We start from the raw sequence: 21725 nt of genomic DNA, 5'->3' as shown, positions 1-21725 counted from the left end.
ATAGGTTCACTAACAACGTCAGTTGGCTAGGTGACCCTCGGCTTAAGAAGGGTCAATATATACATTGCAGTTAGTGTGCCAACTTTTAAAACCACGTAAAACGGCAGTTTTATAGCAATCTGGTGCGTATTTGAGCGTTTAATTTGCGTTTTTGAAATGCCCAATTGCAAAATGCAATTGCGATTTGCAACTTTAGAGTGTTTATTCGTTTTTCGGGTTTGTGTTCTTTCTGGCGACGAATGGTGAAATAAACAAAAAGCCCGTGCGATCTAAGAGCGCACGGGCTTGGGTATTGTTTCACCAATAGGAAGTATTAGATGGAGTAGAAGAAGTACAGTTGAGACTTCATTCTAATGATGATCCCGCGTATTACGTCTAGGAACGCCATAAAGCTGATAGGCTTCTCACCGCTTACCCACGCTAATCCGACAGAGCCAACAGGAATATCGTAACCCTCTGCCTCATCAATTTTTAAACGAACAAAGTGGTGCTTGTTCTGAAGGTTTTTGCCTGTGGTAACACGAACCTGCTCATCGATACCCAGCAAACTTGCTTGCGCTTCACCAGTGGCTTCTACAATGCCTTCTACGGTTGCAGAGAACACTTTTCCTGGGTATACCGCTGTCGCAAATTCCGCAGGTTGACCGACCTTAATATTACGAATCGCTTGGTGGTTAACTCGCATCAGCACGTACTTCTCTTCGGTATACATCTGGATACGAGGCATCATTGAAACACGCTGACCTTCACGAAGAATAAAGTTCGTTACAAAGCCGTCAGTCGGTGCCGTGACTTTGGTGCTGTTCAAGTCCCATTGTGCTTGTGCCAGTGTTGCCTTTGCTGAATCGACCTCAGTTTGCTTCTTGCTCACATTGGTTTCAGCTTTGTGGATGTTCAACTTCGCATTCTCGGCATCGACTTCTTTCTTGCTAAGCTGAGATTCCAATGTCGTAACGTTATACGTCGCTAAGTCTACCTTTGCTGTTTGTTGGTCGATGTCAGTTTCAGTGATCGTATGTTCTACCACTTTGTTTTGCTTCTGGTAACGATCAAGCGTCTTTGACTGCAGTACTAAGTCTGTTTTAGCCGAATCTATTTGTGCGACTGAAGCTTTGATGTCTTCAAGCGCCGATTGATAGCTGACTTTTGCAATGCTCACTTCTTGACGAGCTGTGTCTAAAGCGACCTCTGCAGACTCAAGTTGAACGCTGGCTTTGTCTCTTGCGATGACATATTTAGTGTCATCAATTTCGTAAATTAGCTGTCCTTCAGTCACATCCTGGTTTGGGTCGATGTGGACTTTGGAAGTTTTTCCCGACACATTAGTTGAATCGGGACGCAGCTGAATATGTGGAGACTGAACCACTGAGCCTCCCGATAGATCCATCGGAGTAAAATTGAGTAGGCCAACCCATACAATCAGCAACCAAGATGTACCCCCTAGGTACGCAAACGCCTTGGTGCCTTTGTTCCAAGGCATACCAACAAGTCTGAGTAAGTAAATGAACAGTGCCCAAATTGCCAAGCCTTCTAACATGTTTGGCTCTCCTCATCTTGCTTGTCGGAAGTTGTTTGCTCCTTGGTTGTGGTCGGTGACTTCCATGTGTCTCTTAGATTGATGATGGCTTTTTCCATATCAACGAAGGCCAAAATTACTGCTAGTACCCATACCCAGTGCCATACAAAACCAATCCATGTTAATGCGGTGATCAAACCGAGTTGTTGATGCTCTTTACTGTGAGCCTTGTTGATTGGTAATTCATGCACACGCCAGAAGCCGTAACATGCAGCAGCGATGGTTGCGACTAACACTACGCCTGCAACTACGTGTAGTGCGGTATCTGCGCCGGTTCCGACAAATGGGACACTAACTAAACTCATTGATATACCCTAGGTTAAATTGAGCACCGAGTGTTATTGATATCAGATTTAGAAGTTGATAATTTACCAATTACTTTAATAATGATGTCATTATGATTTGATCTGTAATAGTGACTTCTAAGTATGGTGGCTAATGAACAATTGTAACTTCTTAAGAGCATTGGGTATTTTGGGTATTTACCAATACGCAACGACTAATAAGGCTGTGAATACTGAGCAATTAGGTATTCCTAAATCGGTGTTTAATAACCCGATGAACCTTATCCCCGTAAGTGAAGTGGACAAATGGTATGGCTTACTTGAACAACAAACCGGTGATTCCGATATTATCTTGAAGCTGGCTGATAGAGTGGATATTGAAAGGCTAGGTCCTCTCTCTAACTGGTTTTTCTCGGGGCACGATCTGGCGTCGTCTATACGCCGAGTTAACATCGGGTTGCACTGTTTGCAGTCCGGGGCTTTTCTATATGGCGCTCAAGTCGGTAATTTCATCAAATGGTGCTACGACAATCCTGCTTATACTGAGGTGGGTAAAGTTCATGACTCAATTCGAGTTGCCATCTTTATGATGAAGATATTAAGGCGTTACTTGGGAGACGACTTTACTCCCGCAGCCGTCTCTATCGCAGGTTATCGCGAGAACACTCAACTCTATCAAGAGTATTTTGGGTGCAATATTCAGTGGGGCCAGCCACGAACTGAAATCTGGATACCAAGCCAGTCGAGGTTATCGAGCAATCAAGCCCCTTCTAGCGGCAAGATGAGCTTGGCAATGAACTTTCATGACTTAGATAATTACCTCAACATGCCTGATGCCGCGGATGAGCATAAGGTGACCTATGAGATGATCAATTACAGTCGCCATTTCGGCCTGCCAACACTGCATAAAGTGTCGAGTTTGCTTGGGTTATCTGAACAGCAATTTCAACGTCGATTGCATAACTTAGGCATCAACTTTTCTACCATTATGGGCTATGCGTTAAGTAATGTGGCGGTGGAGTTGTTGATGTATTCAGTGCCAATAGATAAAGTCGCGACGAGGCTCGGCTATACCAATGTCGCGAGCTTTAATCGGATGTTTAAGAAACATCGAGGTTTGACACCCAAGCAATATGTTGAGCGCCTAAAAACTGGCCTGTAACTATTCAGAGCTAACTTATGGTTCGTTTATGGATCAGGCTGGACAAGTAAACCATCCCCCAAGTACTCAAAATGAAAGGGGCGGTGAGTGGTAACAGTGACAGTTCATGAAAACCAAGTGTGATGAGACAGCTTAACAGCATGCCTAATAGGATTAACGGCCAACGGATTCGCGGATAGGGCACAAGTGCTAAAGTGGCAAGAATGGCGTTGTACCCGTAAAGACCTTGGGCTACCAGTTCGTTAGAAGCGCCAATCAACCCGCTAAATACGGTGCTAATTATTACTGCGAGCATAACCCAAATGGCATGCTTGATATTGTTGAGTGCGATGGCGACTAAGATAACGAGCCCCGACAACGCATTTTCGATGAAGCTGACTTGGCTTATCCCTTTTAACAACGGGATCACCACTGTCGGCAGGTTGAACCACGAGTTAGCCTCAATACTGATGAGTGGCATCAGTGCGGAATCAGGTGCAGAAAACGCTGACAGCTCAAAGGTTGATTGGATAATATAAATCAGCCAAGTGGTGAGGATAAAGGCGCTAGTGTAACCGCGATATTTCTCAAAACTGAATACGATGTGGGCAATCGGCACCGTGAGTAATGCACCTAACGCAGTCACTAAAGCCAATAATGGTGTCACACCAAAAAAGTTACCGATAAATAAACCAATCAAAGCGCCATTTAGCGCGTACATTCCACTATCAATGTCGTCAACTGACTTGTTGGTGTTGGTGTTGGTGTTGGTGTACATATAGCCATAGAAAGCTAATGCATAGCTGCAACTGGCGCCAAGTAAGGTAAGAAAAGCCAGCGCCAGTGACTCAATAGAAATGGCAAGCAACAGCAAAGTCGACGTCATGATAGACGGTGTGAAATAGACTTGCCCAATGCCATTGAGCAAGCCTTGAAACGGCAGAATATCCTTGTTCGTTTTCATCGTCTGATTACATTATTGAGTCATGTTAAATTTTTGTAATTCAGATTGTATACAATTTTATCAAGTTCACCATCTTCGAGTGTTAATTCTGATACCATCGTTCACCATAAGCTTGTTGGTAATCTGGTGTTTCAATGATGCCTTCTTGTTCTGGAACGGTTTCTAACGGCCCAACAACAGTTCTATAGGGTAATACGCCAGCCCAAACTGGAATGTCCATATCGGCTTTATCATCATTCACTCCATGTTTACCAATCTTCACGGAAGCTTCTGTTAAAGGTATCGCCAACAACTCGGTCGCAGTGAGTTCTTTTTCATTACTGAGCCTCACTTCATCGGTTCTGCCCGGTGCGATTTGCTCAATAAAGATATTCAACAAGCGATCCTTTTCTTGATTGTCATCGATGACTGAAAATGACCCCAATACCACAGCAGAACGATAATGCGCACTATGATGAAATGCCGAACGAGCCAGCACCCAACCATCGAACAAGGTGAACGTTAAACAGGTTGGTTCTCCCTTTTTTAGTCCTTTTAGTAGGCGACTGTTTTTAGCTCCATGAATGTAGACTATATCACCCACTCGCCACGCGAGCATCGGGATGACCATTGGTCCTTGTTCGCCCTGCAATGCAATGTGTGCGATTAAGCTCTCATCAATAATTTGGTGCAGTTTCTCTTGTTCAAATACGGCTTTGTGAGCCCCTTTTTTAATCGTGGTTCTTTTCGTGTTAGATAACATAATCGCTCCTTAATCATTGCCTTTTGATTAATGTAGCGATTAACTGGTCTATTAAATAGAGCCACTTTTAAACACTATTTGGATCCAGTTATGCAGCCTATCGATGTCGGTGATCTACAGTTAGACGAACAACACGGCACGCGTCAAACCGCCTTGTTCCACGCGATAAGAGAGAAGATCGTTCAAGATTTATGGAGCAAGGGCAGTAAGTTACCTTCAACACGTAAGTTGGCTGTCGAGTTATCGGTGAGTCGAAATACGGTGATTTATGCGTACGAACAACTGGTTACTGAAGGCTATATCGAGAGTAAGCAAGGCTCAGGGTTTTATGTCTCGGTTGAACAACCAGAACACTTTCTAAGTTTGTCGAAGCCAAACAGTGTTCAGGATCCGAAGGTCAAACAAACAGTCAGTAAACCGAGTACAAACATAGCGACACCTAACGACATTAACCGCAGCTTTGCCCCAGGAGTTCCTGACTTAGATGCGTTCCCTTTTGCGAAATGGCAGAGGTTGCTGCAACGTCACTCTACACGTCAGAACATTGCGGGCAATCAAGAGGTTCAGGGAAGCTCAGCCTTGAGGGAAGCGTTGAGTGGGTATCTTGCAAGCAGTCGTTCCGTTCATTGTAATGCCGACAAAATCCTCGTGGAGGAACCCGGTTATCGACAAGTACATAAAATTATCGATCTGTTGAGACTAGAGTTAGAAGGTGTAAGTGTGCGTGAAAAGGTGGGGTTGGATATTGAGAAAGTGTTGGCCAGTAATGCTAAGGCTCTGTATGTCACACCGAGTAACCAATACCCAATGGGCACGACTTTAAATACTGAGCAACGCCTTAAACTGATCGATTGGGCCAATCAACATCAGTCATGGATCATTGAAGATGACTATGACAGTGAGTTCCAGTTTGCTCATCGCCCTTATACCTGCATGCAAGGGTTGGCGGGAAAGTTGGGGTTCGATGATCGCATCATCTATGTCGGCTCTCTGAGTAAGGTTATGTTCAATGGCCTTCGATTAGGGTACTTAGTGGTACCAGAAAGTCTGGTGGCGAAGTGTCTTGAGATCAAAGACGCGCTTACTGGAGACACGGCGTCCCACACACAGGAAGCTTTGGCGGATTTTGTTCGAGAAGGCGACTTGCTGCGTCATATTAGAAAGATGCGTCGGTCATACAAACTCAAGTATGAAGCCATGATAGAAGCGATTGAAAGCGAGTTTAACGGTGATCTTGAAGTGATCAGTCAGGCAGCAGGGCTACATGTGACCGTGAAGTGGTATCAAGGTATATCTGAGACTGAATGGAGTCATAGAGCTGAGCTTGAAAATATCATCATTCGTCCGTTTGATTTTTATGAATATGGATCAAGTGATGCTCGTGATTGGAGTGGGGTGGTGTTGGGGTTTGGAAATATCCGATTGGCTGACATAAAGCCGAAGATCAAACAGATCGCTCGGCTTTTTTATCAGTAATATTGGTAGGGCTTGTTTACCATTTTCTGATTCATCACGAATCGAGTTACAACTTGTCGATAGAGACGGTGGGTTTACCTTTACCTAGCCACTTCCGCCAAGGGAGTGACAATGTCACAAAAACAGTCACAGCATAGAGCATCGACCAACTTAAACAGATAAACACCAAGGTACAGATGACCAATGAAAGCATGGCAGTGTATCTAGATGCGCCTGTTAGTAATCGGCAAGCGGCTAACATTGCGAGCAGATAAACCAGAACAAAAATACCGTTGGCGAGCTTGAGAAAGAACTCAAGGTCTAAATTAGACAGCTCACCAATCACACACGAAATAAGCACGACAAAGCCAATTGCTAACGTTGGGTAGAGCGGTACGCCGCGGCTGTTCAGTTGAGCCATTCGACTTGCAGGGCTGTGTTGGCGGGCCTGAGCCCAGATCATCCGAGACAGGCTTTGTGTGTAAAGGTTTAGGCTGGCAAAGCAAGCAAAGAACCCCAGCACGCTGATGACGGTTTTGAAGCCATTACCAAACAGTTGTTCTGTTACCCAAGGGATGGATGCGGCATCGAATTCAGATGAACCGAAAGCACCCAGCTTAAGAATCACTACTGAACAAGCCCAGTACACTAGCCCCGCAACAAAACAGCCTGCAATGATGGCGATTGGGAAGTCACGTTGTGGATTTTTGAATTCCTCTCCCATGTGAGCAAAAGCTTCTATTCCGACAAAGCACCAAAACATGACAGCTAAAGCAGCGCCGATAGACCACATTGAATTGGATGAGATGGCAGGAAGAGCAACATCGGTTGCCGTGATGTCGGCTTTCCAAACAAAAGCGCTGACTAAGGCAAAAATCGACAATGCGATCACGGTTTGCAGTCGGCCAGAAGATTTACTGCCCATCAAATTGACGGCAATAAGCAGGGCGACGGTAAAGGATTGAGCACCAAGTGGTGTATCGAGAGGTGCGGGTAACAATTGTTGAGCAAAACCACCAGCCAGTGCAATGGCCGCTGGAATACCGACAGGAATAACACTCACAAACAACCACGCCACGCTTGTTTCTAATCGCTCGCTAAACGCCTGGCGCACAAAATAGGCAGTACCACCTGCATTCGGGTAGCGTTTTCCTAATGATGCGAAGGTCAGTGCAATCGGGCAAATAGCGATAAACAGGATTAACCAAGCGAGAAGAGACAACTGTCCTGCAATGCCTGCTGCGATCGCAGGGATCATAAATAATCCAGTGCCTAGCAAGGTCGTCGAGAGTTGTCCGATTCCTGAAATAAGCGTGATTTCTTGTTTGAGTTGTGTCATTCGCTCTCCTAGCTATTTGATTCTGGTCACGGTCTTCCAGTAACTTTCTTCTGGTGTGTGAGAAGTTATGATTGAGAGCATACATTGTTGACATCAATAATACAGCTAGCGAAACGTCGTAAGACACCGTCATTTTAACGGTATTAATCCGATTCAGTGTGAAAGTGTCGGCTGTCAGAATGGCTGTTATAAGTAGGAAAGTTGTGTCAAATTAGGCGTTATAAATAGAACAATAAATGAAAAGAATCAGAAGCATGGATAAATTTGATCGCCAGATTTTGGATATTCTCAAAACCAATGCACGATGCTCAGTGAGCGATATCGCCCGAGATGTCAGCCTCTCGCGCTCAGCGGTGAACGCCAGAATCAAGAAACTGGAAAGCGACAAAGTGATTACGGGCTACTGCGCTCAAGTGGCAGAACCCAACCAAACGAAGAATGTGTGCGCTTATATCTTGTTGAAGTTCGACATGTCGAGTAGTGACCATAGTTGTGAGTCTTACGCGAAACAAATCCAGAGTATTGATGAGGTGCAATGGTGCCACTCTATTAGCGGTGAGACAGATATGATGTTGTACGTGGAAGTGGAAAGCATGGAGAGCTTGAACCGAGTTCGCGATCAGCTGCAAAGTTACCCGGATCTTCGCCACTTAATGACTCATACGGTTTTGACCGAGTTTTTCAACAAACAGAATGCGACGGTGCATTCATGTTAGGCAATATCAACTTAAACCTACTGCGTTCACTGCATGTACTTCTTGAAGAGTGTCATGTGAGCCGTGCCGCCCAACGTTTGCATATCACACAATCCGCGGTGAGCCGTCAGCTCAGCCAGTTACGTGATTTGTGTGGCGACCCTTTGCTGGTCCGTGACGGCAACAAACTGGTGCCGACCAACCGTGCATTGCTACTCAAAGGTAAACTCGACGACCTGCTTGGCGAGTTTGACCACCTGTTAGATGATAAACCCTTCGAGCCGCAAGACTGGCAGGGTGAATTGGTGTTGTCTTCGAGTGATTATGTCGCTCAGTATATTCTTCCTGTGATTGTGGCAGAGGTGTCTGCTGAAGCGCCGAACATTAATCTGGCTTATCGATTGTGGCAGCCAAACTACCTTGAAGCACTGAACGAGTCTGGGATTCATTTGGCTTCCAGTATGTTTCCCACAAAGCCAGAACATGTCTCAAGTATCAAACTTGGTGAAGATAAGTCGGTGTGTTTGATGCGAAAGTCGCACCCGCTGGCTCAACAAGCGGTTTTGAGTGCAGAAGATATTGTTCACTACTCTCACATCAAAGTGACGGGTGGTGGAGATAAAGACAGTTACGCGGACATAGCATTGAAGAAGCAAGGGCTGAAGCGAAGAGTGGCTTTACAGGTTCCGTTCTTTTCATCTGCTGGTACTGTGTTATTGCAAGACGACTATCTGATGATCGTGCCAGAACATATCGCCTATAACCTAGGTCGACACCTCGATACTACCTACTTTTCGTTGCCATTTGATACGGAAATGCATACCTATTGGTTAATGTGGCATCCTAAATATGACAACGACTCTGCCCACAAATGGGCGCGAGAAAAAGCATTCCAAGCCATGCAAAAGTCGAGTTACAATATCAGTATGACTTGAAATCATAGGTGTGATGATAATCTTTGATTTCAAATAATACCTCCTGCGAATTATGGTAAGTGCCAAGTATTGAGTATTAAGCGTAGAGCGTTCAGCTGGAACGCTTTATTTTATTAGGAATGGAATGATGACAGTAACAATTTGGTTTTCTTTATTAGCGATTTGCTTGTTGGGTGCAATGTCTCCGGGCCCAAGCTTGGCGATGATCGCTAAACACAGTTTGGCTGGTGGCCGTATGAACGGGCTTATCGCAGCTTGGTCACACGCTGCTGGTATCGGTATTTATGCGTTCGCAACCATTGTTGGTTTAGCCGTTGTGCTTGAGCAATCCCCAATGTTATTTAAAGGTATTAGCTTAGCGGGGGCTGCTTATCTGCTTTATCTTGGCGTTAATGCGTTACGTTCGAAAGGTGGTGTTGCCGCGAAATTAGAAGCGGGTGAAAAGATGAGTTACATGCAGTCTGCTCGTGAGGCTTTCTTGATCTCTATCTTGAGCCCAAAGATCGCATTGTTCTTCATCGCTCTGTTTAGCCAATTTGTAGCGCTAGGTAATGAACTGACCAATCAAGTGATTATTGTCTCAACGCCGCTGATTGTCGACGGCCTTTGGTACACCTTTATCACCTTGGTACTGTCTAGCCCGTTGATTGTTGAACGTATTCGCTCGAAAGCTCAGTTGATTGATCGACTATCTGGCGTGGTGCTGATCCTGCTTGCTGTTCGCGTGGTGTGGACGATATAGCAGTAAACGATAAGAATAAGTAACTAGGGTCTGTTAACTTTTAGTGGTTAAATTTTGTTCGAGATAGAATCGTTTTAGGCGCGGCAAGGAGTATGTAGCCTAGTCATTCTAAGTTAATACTTCTTAACAAAGCATAAAACGATTCTAGCCGAACCCTTCGGGCAGCCTTTGTGGTTCATTTCTACTGCGTTATCGGCTTCTCATGTAGGCTAGCTACACTTCAAAGCCTCTGCCTTGTAGAAATTTCCCACAAAGTGCTGCAAAAATCAGCTCTAAAGGTCAACAGACCCTAGACGTTCACCAGAAACGACACTCATTAAAAAAGGCTCACTAGACGTTATCTAGTGAGCCTTTTTGATTTCTCTGGATTAGCTTTTGGAAGACTTGAGCTTATTAGCCTTCAGAGTTCAGTACGGCATCTAGCTTCGCCATCGAGTCTGAGAAGTAGGGGTTGTAGGTCAAACGCGCATGGTTCTTCCCTTCTTCACGATAGCCCCAAGCTGAGTACCAAACCTCACTGGTTGCATTGCATTGTTCTTCAAACCCTTCTGCCTGACCATTGGAGCAAATCTTCTCGCTACCATTGATTCCGTAATAAGGGTTGTTTGGTGAGAACAGTAAGCCCATGTGAGAGCCGTTCGAGATGCGTTGCTCTGGGATCTTCATGCTGTACTGAACAGCGCGAGGATCCTCGAGAGTCGTCTCTCCTTGCCAAACCAACACATTGTTTGGATTCGGCATAGATTCAGTAAAGGCTTGCTGAACGTAGTTGGTGTCAATCACGCTGTCGCCTTCACTCATCATAATAAAAACTGGTTTATCGAAGTGTTTATCTTGTAAGTCACCACGTACGACTTCTGATGTCTCGTAGTAAACCGATGCACCATTCATTGGCAACGAGTTGTAACGCAACACATTGTCTTCAGGATCTTGATCCGCCCAAGTGACAAAGTAGCTTGCTAGTCCCGCGTATTGAACGGCAGACGAGCTCGGTTGAAACGCAGGTGAGAACAGCAGTAACCCAGAGATCTTTGGATCGTTCATCGCCTGTGAAGTCACGAGGTTCGCGCCGGTTGAATAGCCGCCTAGCCAAACAGAATCATACTCTTGCTCAAGTAACTTCGTATGATGAGCCACCACACCTTGCCAATCTTCTAGGCTCGGCTGCATTAAATCACCCACGCGACTGCCGTGACCCGGAAGTAATACGGTTCTCACTAAGTAACCTTGCTCTGCCAAATGGGTAGCGATGTCTTTAAATGAGTAAGGTGAGTCGCCTAATCCATGAACCAATAATACCGCCTTGCCGTTTGGCGAGGTTGGTTGATACTCGGTTGGTGAATTGAGTTGGATCTCGAGTTGCTTGTCTTCCGTCATGAACACGCGGTTTTTCAATAACCAATCTTGTGTGTCATTGACGTAGGCATCAAAGCTGTCTTGCTGATAGCTAGGCAAGTCTGGAGATGTTTCGTAAGCGGGTATCGGTGTCTCGTTGGAACAACCAACGAGACTTAAAGTCGTTAAGGCCAGCAGTGCTAGGAGGGGCTTTCTTTGCATTATGTAATCTTGTCTCTGTTGTGCTTTCACTATGTCTGAAACTAAAGTTTAGGTTACTTTTTGCTTGAAAGGTCTTCGTATTCACCTTCAATAACACCGGCATCATTGGTTGATGACTGACGAGTGTTCATATGAGCTGCGAAACCTTGTTTCTTCATTTGATTCTGAATGCGCTTGCCAGTAATTAAAGCTGCAATAGCTAAAGGAATAGCAAGGATCAAGCTTGTGAATAACGCCAAAAGGCCAGTAAACAATGCAACAATCGTAACTAATATATTTTTCATATTCATTCCTCTTTTTCTATGTTGTTACTTTATCGCTTCTATTCTGAACGAAACATGAACGCCGTTAATAAATCTCTGAGAGTCACTATGACACGGATGTGTGCTGTTAGGGAGTTTATATGTAGTCATAATCACGCACCAAAAACATGGAATAAAACTAAGTTTAATAAAATCAATATGTTAAAAGTTGGCACGCTTGATGCTCTATAGGGGTTGGAATAAGTCACTGTAAGCAAAGTACTTACAGTTAATAAAAATTACTGGAGCCCTTATATGTTCTGTATTCAATGTGAACAAACAATTCAAACCCCAACCGTAAAAGGCTGTTCTTTCGCACAAGGTATGTGTGGTAAAACTTCGGAAGTATCCGACCTTCAAGACGTGTTGGTGCATTCTCTTCAAGGTGTTTCTTTTTGGGCCAATTTGGGCCGTGCGTGTGATGTTATTGATACTGAAATCGACGAGTGGGCGCCAAAAGCGTTTTTCGCAACACTAACCAACGTTAACTTCGACCCTGCTCGTATCATCGAATTCGCACAACAGTCCCATGAATTCAAGCAGCGTTTAGAGCAACAGGTTCGCGCGGCAGCGACATTGATTGGTTTTGAGATCCCAGCGCTTTCTGCTGCTGCTCAATTCGACCTTCCAACGGACTCTTCAGAGCTATTGGCGCTTGCCCCTCAAGCGGCGGTAAACCGTGGTCACGACTCTCAACACGAAGATGTGATTGGTCTTCGCCTTCTTTGCCTATACGGTCTAAAAGGTGCAGCAGCTTACATGGAGCACGCACGTGTTCTTGGTCAAACTGATAATGCTATTTTCGCTGAATACCATGAAATCATGGCGTTCCTAGGTACAGATCCATCAGACCTAAAACAACTGTTAGATACGTCTATGCAGATCGGCTTAATGAACTACAAGGTCATGGAAATGTTGGATAAAGGCGAGACAGATACCTTCGGTCACCCTCAACCAACAACCGTGAATGTGAAGACGAAGCGAGGTCACTGTATCCTTGTTTCTGGTCACGACCTGCATGATCTAGAAAAGATCCTTCAACAAACGGAAGGCAAGGGCATTAACGTTTACACCAACGGTGAGATGCTACCTGCACACGGCTACCCTGAACTAAACAAGTACCCACACCTTGCGGGTAACTACGGCAGCGCTTGGCAGAACCAGCAAAAAGAATTTGCGAACTTCCCAGGTGCGATCGTAATGACATCTAACTGTCTGCTTAACCCAGATGTGGGCTCGTACGCTGACCGCCTATTTACGCGTAGCATCGTAGGCTGGCCGGGTGTTGCTCACCTTGAAGGTGACGATTTCAGTGCAGTGATCGATTGTGCTCTTGCGCAAGAAGGCTTTAAGCATGACGAGATCGAGCAAATGATCACTGTCGGTTTTGGTCGTAACGCCTTGATGGAAGCAGCGCCTGCGGTTGTTGAACAAGTGAAAGAAGGCAACATCAAACACTTCTTCCTAGTGGGTGGTTGTGACGGCGACAAATCTGAACGTAGCTACTACACAGATTTCACAGCTCAAGCGCCAGAAGATTCAGTAATCCTGACATTGGCATGTGGTAAATTCCGTTTCAACAAAAACCAATTCGGCGACATTAACGGTATTCCACGTCTGCTCGATGTTGGCCAATGTAACGATGCATACTCAGCGATTCAGCTTGCTCTTGCGCTGTCTCAAGAGTTTGATTGTGGCATCAACGAACTACCACTAACACTTGTTCTTTCTTGGTTCGAGCAAAAAGCGATCGTTATCCTGCTTACTCTGTTCGCACTGGGTGTGAAAGGTATCTACACAGGCCCAACAGCGCCTGCATTCCTAACTGAAAACCTACTAAAGATTATTCAAGACGAGTTCGATATGCGTTCTATCTCAACGCCAGAGCAAGATCTTAAAACAATCTTAGCGGCTTAATCTAAGCCCACTCCCAAGCCCCGTTGTTGCTGTTCTCTAGGAACGTGCAGCGGCGGGGCTTTTTAGATTTAATTCTTTAGTATCAGTGAGGTGTGTGAACTATGTATGCATGGTCGGATAGCGATTCAATCAATTTAGTGTGTTTAAAGAAATGGCACGAGACGCCAGATACGGTCAGCTTTGAGCTTGGCAGTATTCCACAAGATTTACATTTCAATTTTAAGCCCGGTCAGTTCATCACCTTGGGTTTAGATATGCCGACGAAAACGGATTACCGTGCTTATTCCGTGGCTTCTTGCCCCGAAGATAACCGCCTGAAGTTGACGGTCAAGCGTGTGGAAGGTGGCTTGGTTTCGAACTTTATTGTTGATGAGCTTGATGAAGGTGACGAGGTTTCTGTGTTGAAGCCGGCAGGCTCGTTTAACTGTATTGATTGCATGCCAACGGCAACAAAGAAAGTAACGCTAGTGAGTGCGGGCTGTGGCATTACACCCGTAATGGCGATGGTAAAATATTGGCTGTCTCAAGACAGTGACAGTGACATTGAGATTGATTTCGTCCACATGGCACGCAACAAGCTTGAGACTATCTACTTTCAAGAACTTCATCAGCTCGATGAATCACATGCGAATTTCAACTTAAAACTGCTGTTAAAAGACAACGAAGGAACAACCGCCCCTCAAGGTCGTTTAGATAAAAACTGGTTGGTGAAACTGAGCCCAGATATCTTAGATAGAACGGTTTACCTGTGTGGGCCTGTCGGCTTCATGCAAGATATTGAGAGTTATCTGAAAGAGCTTGAGTTCAACATGGATAACTTCTATCAAGAAAGCTTTACTCCTGCTACTCAGGATGCTCAATCAGAAGCGTCAAACGCCGAAATTGCTGACGATACGAATAGTGCTGTTAAGGTATTTGTGCCTGCGTTCGGCGCTGAAGTTGAAGCGGAAACTGGCACACCATTGGCGGATTCATTAGAAAAAGCAGGCGTTCCAATTATTATCGCTTGTCGTAGTGGGATTTGTGGTTCGTGTAAATGCAAAGTGACCAAAGGATCTGTGGAATCAAGCAGCCAAGAAACATTGACGCCAGAGCAGATTGAACAGGGCTACGTGCTTGCATGTTCAAGCTCGATTCAGTCAGATGTTGAGGTTGAGTTATAACAGACGTAAAGCTGTGCAAGAGTGATGAAGACAAGATCTTATTATAGCGATAAAAGTTAGGGCGCTAGATGTAAAAAGGCCACCTAGATCAGTTAGAGAGAGCAGATCTAAGTGGCAACCCTCTTGTTTATACGGGGGAGTAAAACAAAAGGGGTTGCGAAGTCCATACAGACTTCGCAGATATAGTTATTATGTTGTGGAGCTTGTTGCGATGGACGTATCTACAAGAGCGAAGTTAATTAAACTTCTGGGTATGTCTTGTAGCGTACCCCCATCATCTGTTCCATACAGTGAACAACTTGGCAGCTGTAGCCAAACTCGTTATCGTACCAAATGTACAGCACGGCACGGTTGTCTTGTGCGATAGTCGCCACACCGTCAACCACACCTGGGTGACGAGAGCCAACCAAGTCGGTAGATACAATCTCAGTCGAGTCTGTGTAATCAATTTGTGCAGACAAAGCAGAAGACAGCGCCATTTCACGCAGGTACTCGTTCAACTCTTCTTTGTTTGTGCCTTTCTCAAGGTTTAGGTTCGCAACTGCCATTGAAACGTTTGGCGTAGGAACGCGAATCGCATTACCTGTTAGCTTACCTTCCATTTCCGGCATCGCTTTTGATACTGCTTTAGCAGCGCCAGTCGATGTCAGTACCATGTTCAATGATGCAGCACGACCACGACGATCACCCGAGTGGAAGTTATCGATTAGGTTTTGATCATTGGTAAATGAGTGCACCGTTTCGATGTGACCAGACAGCACGCCAAACTTGTCGTGAACCGCTTTCAATACTGGCGTGATTGCGTTAGTAGTACAGCTTGCTGCAGAGATGATGGTGTCTTCTGGCTGAATAACATTTTCATTCACACCAAATACCACGTTCTTGATGTCGCCTTTACCAGGTGCAGTCAGTAGCACTTTCTTCGCACCGTTACACGCAACGTGTTGGCTCAGGCCTTCCGCGTCACGCCATACGCCTGTGTTATCAACCACAAGTGCATTTTCAACACCGTAAGCCGTGTAATCCACTTCTTCTGGTTTGTTTGCGTAGATAACTTGGATGAAGTTACCGTTAACGATGATCGCTTTGCGTTCTTGGTCTACAACAATGCTGCCGTTGAATTGGCCGTGTACAGAGTCACGACGAAGCAGGCTTGCACGTTTTTCTAGGTCGCCATCTTTGCCGCCGCGTACAACGATTGCACGTAAACGCAGTGGGTACCCCGGGCCACTTTTCTCGATCAACAGACGAGTTAGCAGTCGGCCAATACGACCAAAACCGTACAATACAACGTCACGAGGTTCTGTCATTGCATCGCCTTCAAGCGATTCGATAAGTGCAGTTTGTAGGAAATCATCCAACCCATGTGTGTGTTCGCGCTCTTGCCAGAATGAATGCGCAAGGCGACCAACATCAATACGACATGGAGATAACTCCATAGAGAGAAGGTGTTGAATAATAGGTTGAGTCTGTTCTGCTGTAAGAGGAGAACCAGTGTAACGTTTTGCGATGCGGTGAGCTTTGATGATGTCGATAGTTGTCGCGTTAACTAAGGTCTTACCAAAGAGGATAACTTCTACGCCTTTTTGACGGTATAACTGACCTAAAGTTGGAGCGATGGATTCAGCAATGGTTTGACTAGTTTGCCAATCTAGGAGGTGCTTTTCGGGACTCATCTTTACTCGGGACCTTTCACGTTAAGTTTCTGCATTCATGGCGGTTGTAGGGAAGCCAATCAGCATAGGGGATTTGAGGCATCAGTCTGTGGTCTTTATTGCCACTTAAATGTGCTGATATACCTTGTGTGTAACTTGTAATTTTTATGTGGCAGGATTGTAAGGTACGACGGGTTATTCTGCTAGGAAAAATAAATGCAGACAAAATATCTGTAAATTGGCTTTATATTAGCCATAAATCAAGATTTGAACGTCGATAAAGACTATTGACTTTAATAATCTGTAGCACTTATTTTTCGTCAAAAAATACTCAATTCAAAGGATAATATGTAATACAGGTCATATTGAACATTAAAGGTGTGATCGCTAACTCAAGTTACACGTAAACAGTAAACGATAAATAAGGGAATTAACGAGTATTGATGTTTGACCTTTGAATAAGCCTAGCTTGAGTGTGAAAAGTGCATCACGCAAACGATTGGATGTCACAATTTTAACCTAACTATCCACTTTGTTAGCACGCAGAGTCATTATTCACAGTCTAGTTGAGCCGCAGAATGTGGATGTGTACTTGTTATGCCGGTGATAATAACTGGAGAAAACGTCTTTTGTTTACATTTTGCTCACTAAAACCTCGCTTGCTTACATCTCATTTGTAGAAACCTCCTCGAGTAGACCTCTCTCACGTAACGTTCACTTGTCTAAAATCGGCTTGTCTCAATCTCACTTAGTAAAGCAGACTCCTCCGCTTTAAAGCCCTGTTTTGGATGCCTGTTGATTCTAATTTTTCGTTCTGGGCTCAGAGTATCATTTGTTCATATCCAATTTGATCAATAACCCCCTGTTAATGTCCTATTCTTAATTTGGGCTAGGTAAATTACTTTCGGGAAGGGAGTAGTTATAAAAATGATAAATATGTCAATTAGATGGCGTCTTATTTTTCTTTCCACGGTTTCGGTACTCATTATGTTCGGGTTTACAGTGAATGAAGTGCTTAAGAACGATGAGAAGATGAATCACCTTGAAACAACGCGTATTAAGGTCGAAGCGCTTCAATTTTTTAATACGGTTTCAAGTGATGCTTATCGATGGTTGGTGCTGTCTAATGATTCCCCTGAGAAAGGTCAGTTGCTTTTAACACTGCAATCAGAACTGGATAGACTGACTCAGTATGGAATGCGACTTCAACGGTTCGACAGCAATTGGAGTATTGACCCTCAGTTAGCTGAATTGAAAAAGTTGTTGATGATCCTAGCTAGTACACCTGAAACGACAGACAGCAGAAAATTGACAGAGCGCGCTTTCGACTTGTTAAAAGACGTGCTGATGGAGCTGTCTGAATATCGTATGGCCTTAGTCGATGAAAATATCGGTCAAGCTGAAGCGATGTTTATCAATCTTACGCATTATGTGTTTTGGACTCAGAGAGAAGCGTGGTTAAGCTTCAGTTTGAATCGCTCCCCAGAGTTTAAAAACCAATACTTGCTTAGCTATGTCGCTGCTCTAGAGAGGCAGCAACAGCTATTAGATACATTTTTCCGTTCGGATACGCGTTCTCCAAACATTAGACAGTTGCTAAACGCTGTCGCCAAAGATGAATTCCAAGACAAATTTACATCTCGAATCCTCAAAGGGGACTTTTCATCACCCGAAATATATCAACACTTGAAAAGCTTAGAGGTTAAAAAACGGGCTATTTCAAACGCGATTGGCGCTTACACCAATCAAATACAGTTTGAACTGACCAAGAATATCGCGTTGCAGAAAAGGCAAACCTTGGTCATGACGTTGCTTATACTCATCGCTTCTGGTGTTTTGATGTGGCTTGGGGTTGCGACATCTCTGCGCTTAAACAGAAACCTGTCGATTATCTTGAAAGGTGTGTCGGAATGCGCTGATAGCTACGGCCAGCCAAAGGTGATTCGTATCCAAGGGAACGATGAGCTTGCCGAGTTCACTGAAACCCTAAATCGAGTGATGGAACGCAACTATCTGCACAACAAAGAGTTGATAACAGCAAAAGAAGACGCGATTTCGGCTAACAAAGCCAAAAGCGCATTCTTAGCAAATATGTCACATGAAATACGCACGCCACTTAACGGGATCATTGGCATGGCTGAGATCTTATCTCAAAGCCAACTGAGCCCAAATCAACAAGAAGTACTGGGGGATATCGAATCGTCTTCTCACTCTTTACTGGTGCTGCTGAATGACATACTCGACCTGTCTAAAATCGAGTCGGGTAACTTGATGTTGTCACCACACAATGCTGATTTGCGAGAAGCGGTTTATGACTCTGTGAGTGTGATTCAGTCGAAAGCGATAAGTAAGGATATTGAGCTCGACATCAATATCGATTATCAAACGCCGTCACAACTGTTTTTCGATGAGTACCGCGTGAGACAGGTGCTGACCAATCTGCTTTCTAATGCCATCAAATTTACGTCTAAGGGCACAATTACAACTGACATTGCTTATACACCTATGTCTATGGGCAGGGGCAAGCTTGAATGCAGCGTGTCTGATACCGGGATTGGGATTGAGCCCGAGAAGTTAGAGTCCATATTTGAACCTTTCACTCAAGAAGATGGCAGCATTACCCGTCAATTTGGCGGTACGGGGTTAGGGCTTGCGATTTGTCGACAGCTTGTTGATTTGATGGGTGGTTACATTACCGCGCGTTCAGTGAAAGGAGAGGGCTCTACATTCACTTTTTGTTTGTATGTCGATGTTGTAGAAGCGCCTGTTCAAACTTTCGATAACCTGAGCCGAGCGACCATCATCTCGAACTCTTTCAATTACCTCGATCAGCTCGTTAAAGAGTGTGAGCGTTTGAATGTTCGAGCCAATGTGGTGTCATCCATTGCTGCTCTTAGTGAAAGTGTAAAAGAAAGTGACTTCATACTTTATTGTCATACCTTGCACCACTCTATGGAAAAAGATCTTGCGACGTTGAAGGTGATATATCCTCTTGCTCGCGTCATCGTTTGTCAGCATCACCTATTTAAAACCAACCTAATCAGAGAAACGGTCCACTCGACTCATACCTTGCCATTCTTGGGCCGACGTTTCTTAACCAGCTTACAATCTCTCGATGTGGGCGAAGAGCAAACGCCTCAAGTGGAAGCAAAAGATGAAGAAGTTCGCTCTCTGAATCGACGCATTTTGATCGTTGAAGACAATCTGATGAATCAAAAAATAGCGAGCTTCTTCCTTGAGCAAGCGGGTTATGAATATTTGATTGCCAGTAATGGCCAAGAAGCGGTGGATGTCATCACCCAGGGTGCTCAGTTTGATGCAGTCTTAATGGACTGCATGATGCCTGTTATGGATGGCATAACGGCGACTCGTGCGATACGTCAGTGGGAAGCCGATCAACAAGTCACACCATTACCCATCATAGCTTTAACCGCCAGTGTTCTAGAAGAAGACATCAAAGATTGTTTTGAAGCCGGTATGAACGCCTACTTACCTAAACCCTATAAATCTCACCAGCTGTACGATCTTTTCAGTAGCCTTGATATTGTCTAGGGCTCCCGTATCAAGGCTAGCGCGGCGCTACTTAACGAACTTCCAATCCAAGGTTGTATTGTGCAAGGCAACGACCGACATAGCTGATGTTCAGCAAGGCTGCGACTAAGATGGTGCTGATGTGGGCGACGATTTGAATTGGCAGTGAGAAGTGATCGGCCATTGGATAAGCAACAATAATACTGAGAAGCATAAGCAAGGTTGTGATAGCTAGACTGAAGTTTGAAACAGAAAGCAGAGTTTGAAAGCGTTGAGTCATCGTCTTCATATTGAATTCCTAATTGCTATTAATAATTATGATACTTGTTATTAATATCAATTAGCGTTCCAGTTTTAATTTACATTTAAAATCATAATCTTATGTAATTTCGCTTGTTTTTAGAGTCTAAGTGACACGTGCGAATTGCAGGTCTTTATGACTTGATCGTGTTTCTTTACCATTGTCTAAACCCACAAGTATCGATGTGGAATCGAACACCTGAATATAAACCAAGCCCAACATTATTTTTTTGCCCGAATTCCGAATGAATCTTTTTAAGTTTCACGTGTAGATCTTCGCGAGTAATGTCATTTGCAGGCACTAGGTCTAAGGCACAAAACTCTAAGTGCTTACTTCGCAGTGCACCACCAGCTTGTTGATTGTAGATATCGGTTCGCTCTCCAGATACTGGTATAACAATACCGATTTCAGGCTCAATATATTGTTGTATGTACTTCAGGGTATTGATCATGTTTGGCACATGTTTCTTATTTGGGAGGGTAAACAAGGTTGTATTACTCATTGCCCAATCCGTCCCTTGCAATAGAACGAGATGCAGAGGCATGCTCTGAGTAACGCCATTGTCCTTGAGTTGTTGTCCGATTGCTCTCACTTGGTCTTGAGCGTGATTGAGGAGCATCCAACCTCGAAATGCTGATCGGGTCGGAACCTTGTAGCCATGAACATCGACCACGAGATCGTCATAAGTGATTTCGGTTTCTTCGGTATAAAGTTTCTCAAATTTTTCAGGGTAAGGTTGTGTCGTTGATAACGCCAAGGTAATCAGAATACTTCCGTACATAAAGTCTCTCCATCGCTAGTGTACACTTGTTATTTAGTTTGATACTGCTGTTGAGTTTCATTCATTTTGCTTAGGTACGCTTAAGCCTAGACGGTTAGGTTTAGATGCTTAAGTATAGACGCTGGAGTTTAGGTAAAAAAAACCCACTACTAAGAGTGGGTTACTAACATTGTTACAAGTAAATTAGCGAGGTTAGATTACTTCTTACCTTGGATTTGCTTGTCTTCTTCTGTCAGTTCACGAATGCGACGGCTGATGTCACGGCGAGCTTTAGAAATCTCAGCGCTCTTGATGATGTGGTCATCAACACGGTCTTCGTAGTCAGCTTTCATATTTTTGATAATGCCTAGGATCTCGTCGTGGGTCATCTCTGGCTTGATGTAATCAAGTAGGTTATCAAGAAGGTCGACACGCTTACGGTTGTCACGAACTTTCTTTTCGTTGTCTAAAAGTTCACGCTTAAGTTTGTTCTTACGTCGTGCTTGGTTAACAATTTCAAATACGCTGCTCATAGATTCCTTTTCCTATTCGTCAAATACGTTGTCTGCTTCTGATTAAAGCACATCAATTGATGATGTAACAGTCTTTAGATCAAAGCAAAAGTAAGGTTGTTTAATTATTCGTCACTCTCGCTGATGTGTGATT

The 21725-nt window shown here is 44.4% G+C and carries 19 protein-coding genes; 8 read left to right on the top strand and 11 right to left on the bottom strand.

All coding sequences use genetic code 11. The features are described from left to right. Positions 1–313 precede the first annotated feature (313 nt). Positions 314–1537 carry an HlyD family secretion protein gene (locus AB6D06_RS11370; protein ID WP_372110227.1) on the bottom strand — a complete coding sequence of 408 codons (1224 nt, stop codon included), beginning with the start codon at positions 1535–1537 and terminating at the stop codon, positions 314–316. Beyond that, positions 1531–1881, bottom strand: coding sequence for an MFS transporter (locus AB6D06_RS11365; RefSeq protein ID WP_017066493.1), 351 nt, complete (start codon positions 1879–1881; stop codon positions 1531–1533). Before AB6D06_RS11365 ends, AB6D06_RS11370 begins: the two co-directional genes overlap by 7 nt. A 133-nt stretch (positions 1882–2014) precedes the next feature. Between AB6D06_RS11365 and AB6D06_RS11360 the strand changes: the two genes are divergently transcribed. Then, a complete protein-coding gene (locus tag AB6D06_RS11360) occupies positions 2015–3022 on the top strand; it encodes an AraC family transcriptional regulator (protein ID WP_017061786.1) in 1008 nt (335 codons plus the stop codon). Positions 3023–3032: 10 nt separating this feature from the next. On the opposite strand, the gene AB6D06_RS11355 is transcribed toward AB6D06_RS11360, so the two are convergent. Both AB6D06_RS11355 and AB6D06_RS11350 read right to left on the bottom strand, forming a co-directional pair. Next, complete coding sequence (locus AB6D06_RS11355) at positions 3033–3965, bottom strand: urea transporter (RefSeq protein WP_017064860.1); 933 nt, start codon at positions 3963–3965, stop codon at positions 3033–3035. Positions 3966–4047: 82 nt separating this feature from the next. Then, entirely contained in the window at positions 4048–4707 is a 660-nt protein-coding gene (locus AB6D06_RS11350) for a pyridoxamine 5'-phosphate oxidase family protein (RefSeq protein ID WP_017061784.1), read from the bottom strand. A gap of 90 nt (positions 4708–4797) precedes the next feature. Here AB6D06_RS11350 and AB6D06_RS11345 point away from each other — a divergent pair, with 90 nt between their 5' ends. Next, positions 4798–6183 carry a PLP-dependent aminotransferase family protein gene (locus AB6D06_RS11345; protein WP_372110224.1) on the top strand — a complete coding sequence of 462 codons (1386 nt, stop codon included), beginning with the start codon at positions 4798–4800 and terminating at the stop codon, positions 6181–6183. A gap of 46 nt (positions 6184–6229) precedes the next feature. Here the strand turns inward: AB6D06_RS11345 and yjeH are convergent, their stop codons facing one another. After that, complete coding sequence (gene yjeH, locus AB6D06_RS11340; RefSeq protein WP_017066490.1) at positions 6230–7501, bottom strand: L-methionine/branched-chain amino acid transporter; 1272 nt, start codon at positions 7499–7501, stop codon at positions 6230–6232. A 254-nt stretch (positions 7502–7755) separates the two neighbouring features. Here yjeH and AB6D06_RS11335 point away from each other — a divergent pair, with 254 nt between their 5' ends. From AB6D06_RS11335 to AB6D06_RS11325, 3 genes are all read left to right on the top strand, one after another. Further along, a complete protein-coding gene (locus tag AB6D06_RS11335; RefSeq protein ID WP_017061781.1) occupies positions 7756–8217 on the top strand; it encodes an Lrp/AsnC family transcriptional regulator in 462 nt (153 codons plus the stop codon). After that, positions 8211–9131: a LysR family transcriptional regulator gene (locus tag AB6D06_RS11330; RefSeq protein WP_017061780.1), complete on the top strand. Its 921-nt coding sequence runs from the start codon at positions 8211–8213 to the stop codon at positions 9129–9131. Before AB6D06_RS11335 ends, AB6D06_RS11330 begins: the two co-directional genes overlap by 7 nt. Positions 9132–9258: 127 nt before the next feature. Then, a complete protein-coding gene (locus AB6D06_RS11325) occupies positions 9259–9873 on the top strand; it encodes a LysE family translocator (RefSeq protein WP_017061779.1) in 615 nt (204 codons plus the stop codon). 393 nt (positions 9874–10266) lie between these two features. On the opposite strand, the gene AB6D06_RS11320 is transcribed toward AB6D06_RS11325, so the two are convergent. Both AB6D06_RS11320 and AB6D06_RS11315 read right to left on the bottom strand, forming a co-directional pair. Next, positions 10267–11430 (bottom strand): carboxylesterase, encoded by a 1164-nt coding sequence (locus tag AB6D06_RS11320; protein ID WP_017061778.1) that lies wholly within the window; start codon positions 11428–11430, stop codon positions 10267–10269. Positions 11431–11483: 53 nt separating this feature from the next. Next, on the bottom strand, positions 11484–11714 hold the full coding sequence (locus tag AB6D06_RS11315; protein WP_017061777.1) for a hypothetical protein: 231 nt from the start codon (positions 11712–11714) through the stop codon (positions 11484–11486). A 273-nt stretch (positions 11715–11987) separates the two neighbouring features. Between AB6D06_RS11315 and hcp the strand changes: the two genes are divergently transcribed. Together hcp and AB6D06_RS11305 are read left to right on the top strand one after the other, a co-directional pair. Beyond that, positions 11988–13649, top strand: coding sequence for a hydroxylamine reductase (gene hcp, locus AB6D06_RS11310; RefSeq protein WP_017068651.1), 1662 nt, complete (start codon positions 11988–11990; stop codon positions 13647–13649). Between the two features lie 101 nt (positions 13650–13750). Further along, positions 13751–14812, top strand: coding sequence for a hybrid-cluster NAD(P)-dependent oxidoreductase (locus AB6D06_RS11305; protein ID WP_136982710.1), 1062 nt, complete (start codon positions 13751–13753; stop codon positions 14810–14812). Positions 14813–15051: 239 nt separating this feature from the next. Here the strand turns inward: AB6D06_RS11305 and AB6D06_RS11300 are convergent, their stop codons facing one another. Next, positions 15052–16488 carry a glyceraldehyde-3-phosphate dehydrogenase gene (locus AB6D06_RS11300; protein WP_372110222.1) on the bottom strand — a complete coding sequence of 479 codons (1437 nt, stop codon included), beginning with the start codon at positions 16486–16488 and terminating at the stop codon, positions 15052–15054. A gap of 966 nt (positions 16489–17454) precedes the next feature. On the opposite strand from AB6D06_RS11300, the gene AB6D06_RS11295 reads away from it, so the two are divergent. Next, positions 17455–20019, top strand: a complete 2565-nt coding sequence (locus AB6D06_RS11295) for an ATP-binding protein (protein WP_102332009.1) — start codon at positions 17455–17457, stop codon at positions 20017–20019. Between the two features lie 31 nt (positions 20020–20050). Here the strand turns inward: AB6D06_RS11295 and AB6D06_RS11290 are convergent, their stop codons facing one another. From AB6D06_RS11290 to AB6D06_RS11280, 3 genes are all read right to left on the bottom strand, one after another. Beyond that, the gene (locus AB6D06_RS11290) at positions 20051–20287 is read right to left on the bottom strand and encodes a hypothetical protein (RefSeq protein ID WP_017061772.1); all 237 of its coding nucleotides are present in this window, start codon (positions 20285–20287) and stop codon (positions 20051–20053) included. A 166-nt stretch (positions 20288–20453) separates the two neighbouring features. Beyond that, positions 20454–21080: a D-Ala-D-Ala carboxypeptidase family metallohydrolase gene (locus AB6D06_RS11285; protein WP_372110220.1), complete on the bottom strand. Its 627-nt coding sequence runs from the start codon at positions 21078–21080 to the stop codon at positions 20454–20456. A gap of 197 nt (positions 21081–21277) precedes the next feature. After that, positions 21278–21592 (bottom strand): DUF496 family protein, encoded by a 315-nt coding sequence (locus AB6D06_RS11280; protein WP_004742367.1) that lies wholly within the window; start codon positions 21590–21592, stop codon positions 21278–21280. Positions 21593–21725 lie beyond the last annotated feature (133 nt).

Origin of the sequence: Vibrio sp. 10N.239.311.G01 (assembly GCF_041465805.1) — a bacterium.
Lineage (GTDB): Bacteria > Pseudomonadota > Gammaproteobacteria > Enterobacterales > Vibrionaceae > Vibrio > Vibrio crassostreae_C.
The sequence above is the reverse complement of the archived record's forward strand: the minus strand, read 5'-3'. Positions and strand labels throughout refer to the sequence as shown.

Coding starts and splice junctions, on each gene's coding strand:
- AB6D06_RS11370 (WP_372110227.1), bottom strand. CDS start 1,537: ATGTTAGAAGGCTTGGCAATTTGGGCACTGTTCATTTACTTACTCAGA.
- AB6D06_RS11365 (WP_017066493.1), bottom strand. CDS start 1,881: ATGAGTTTAGTTAGTGTCCCATTTGTCGGAACCGGCGCAGATACCGCA.
- AB6D06_RS11360 (WP_017061786.1), top strand. CDS start 2,015: ATGAACAATTGTAACTTCTTAAGAGCATTGGGTATTTTGGGTATTTAC.
- AB6D06_RS11355 (WP_017064860.1), bottom strand. CDS start 3,965: ATGAAAACGAACAAGGATATTCTGCCGTTTCAAGGCTTGCTCAATGGC.
- AB6D06_RS11350 (WP_017061784.1), bottom strand. CDS start 4,707: ATGTTATCTAACACGAAAAGAACCACGATTAAAAAAGGGGCTCACAAA.
- AB6D06_RS11345 (WP_372110224.1), top strand. CDS start 4,798: ATGCAGCCTATCGATGTCGGTGATCTACAGTTAGACGAACAACACGGC.
- yjeH (WP_017066490.1), bottom strand. CDS start 7,501: ATGACACAACTCAAACAAGAAATCACGCTTATTTCAGGAATCGGACAA.
- AB6D06_RS11335 (WP_017061781.1), top strand. CDS start 7,756: ATGGATAAATTTGATCGCCAGATTTTGGATATTCTCAAAACCAATGCA.
- AB6D06_RS11330 (WP_017061780.1), top strand. CDS start 8,211: ATGTTAGGCAATATCAACTTAAACCTACTGCGTTCACTGCATGTACTT.
- AB6D06_RS11325 (WP_017061779.1), top strand. CDS start 9,259: ATGACAGTAACAATTTGGTTTTCTTTATTAGCGATTTGCTTGTTGGGT.
- AB6D06_RS11320 (WP_017061778.1), bottom strand. CDS start 11,430: ATGCAAAGAAAGCCCCTCCTAGCACTGCTGGCCTTAACGACTTTAAGT.
- AB6D06_RS11315 (WP_017061777.1), bottom strand. CDS start 11,714: ATGAAAAATATATTAGTTACGATTGTTGCATTGTTTACTGGCCTTTTG.
- hcp (WP_017068651.1), top strand. CDS start 11,988: ATGTTCTGTATTCAATGTGAACAAACAATTCAAACCCCAACCGTAAAA.
- AB6D06_RS11305 (WP_136982710.1), top strand. CDS start 13,751: ATGTATGCATGGTCGGATAGCGATTCAATCAATTTAGTGTGTTTAAAG.
- AB6D06_RS11300 (WP_372110222.1), bottom strand. CDS start 16,488: ATGAGTCCCGAAAAGCACCTCCTAGATTGGCAAACTAGTCAAACCATT.
- AB6D06_RS11295 (WP_102332009.1), top strand. CDS start 17,455: ATGTTCGGGTTTACAGTGAATGAAGTGCTTAAGAACGATGAGAAGATG.
- AB6D06_RS11290 (WP_017061772.1), bottom strand. CDS start 20,287: ATGAAGACGATGACTCAACGCTTTCAAACTCTGCTTTCTGTTTCAAAC.
- AB6D06_RS11285 (WP_372110220.1), bottom strand. CDS start 21,080: ATGTACGGAAGTATTCTGATTACCTTGGCGTTATCAACGACACAACCT.
- AB6D06_RS11280 (WP_004742367.1), bottom strand. CDS start 21,592: ATGAGCAGCGTATTTGAAATTGTTAACCAAGCACGACGTAAGAACAAA.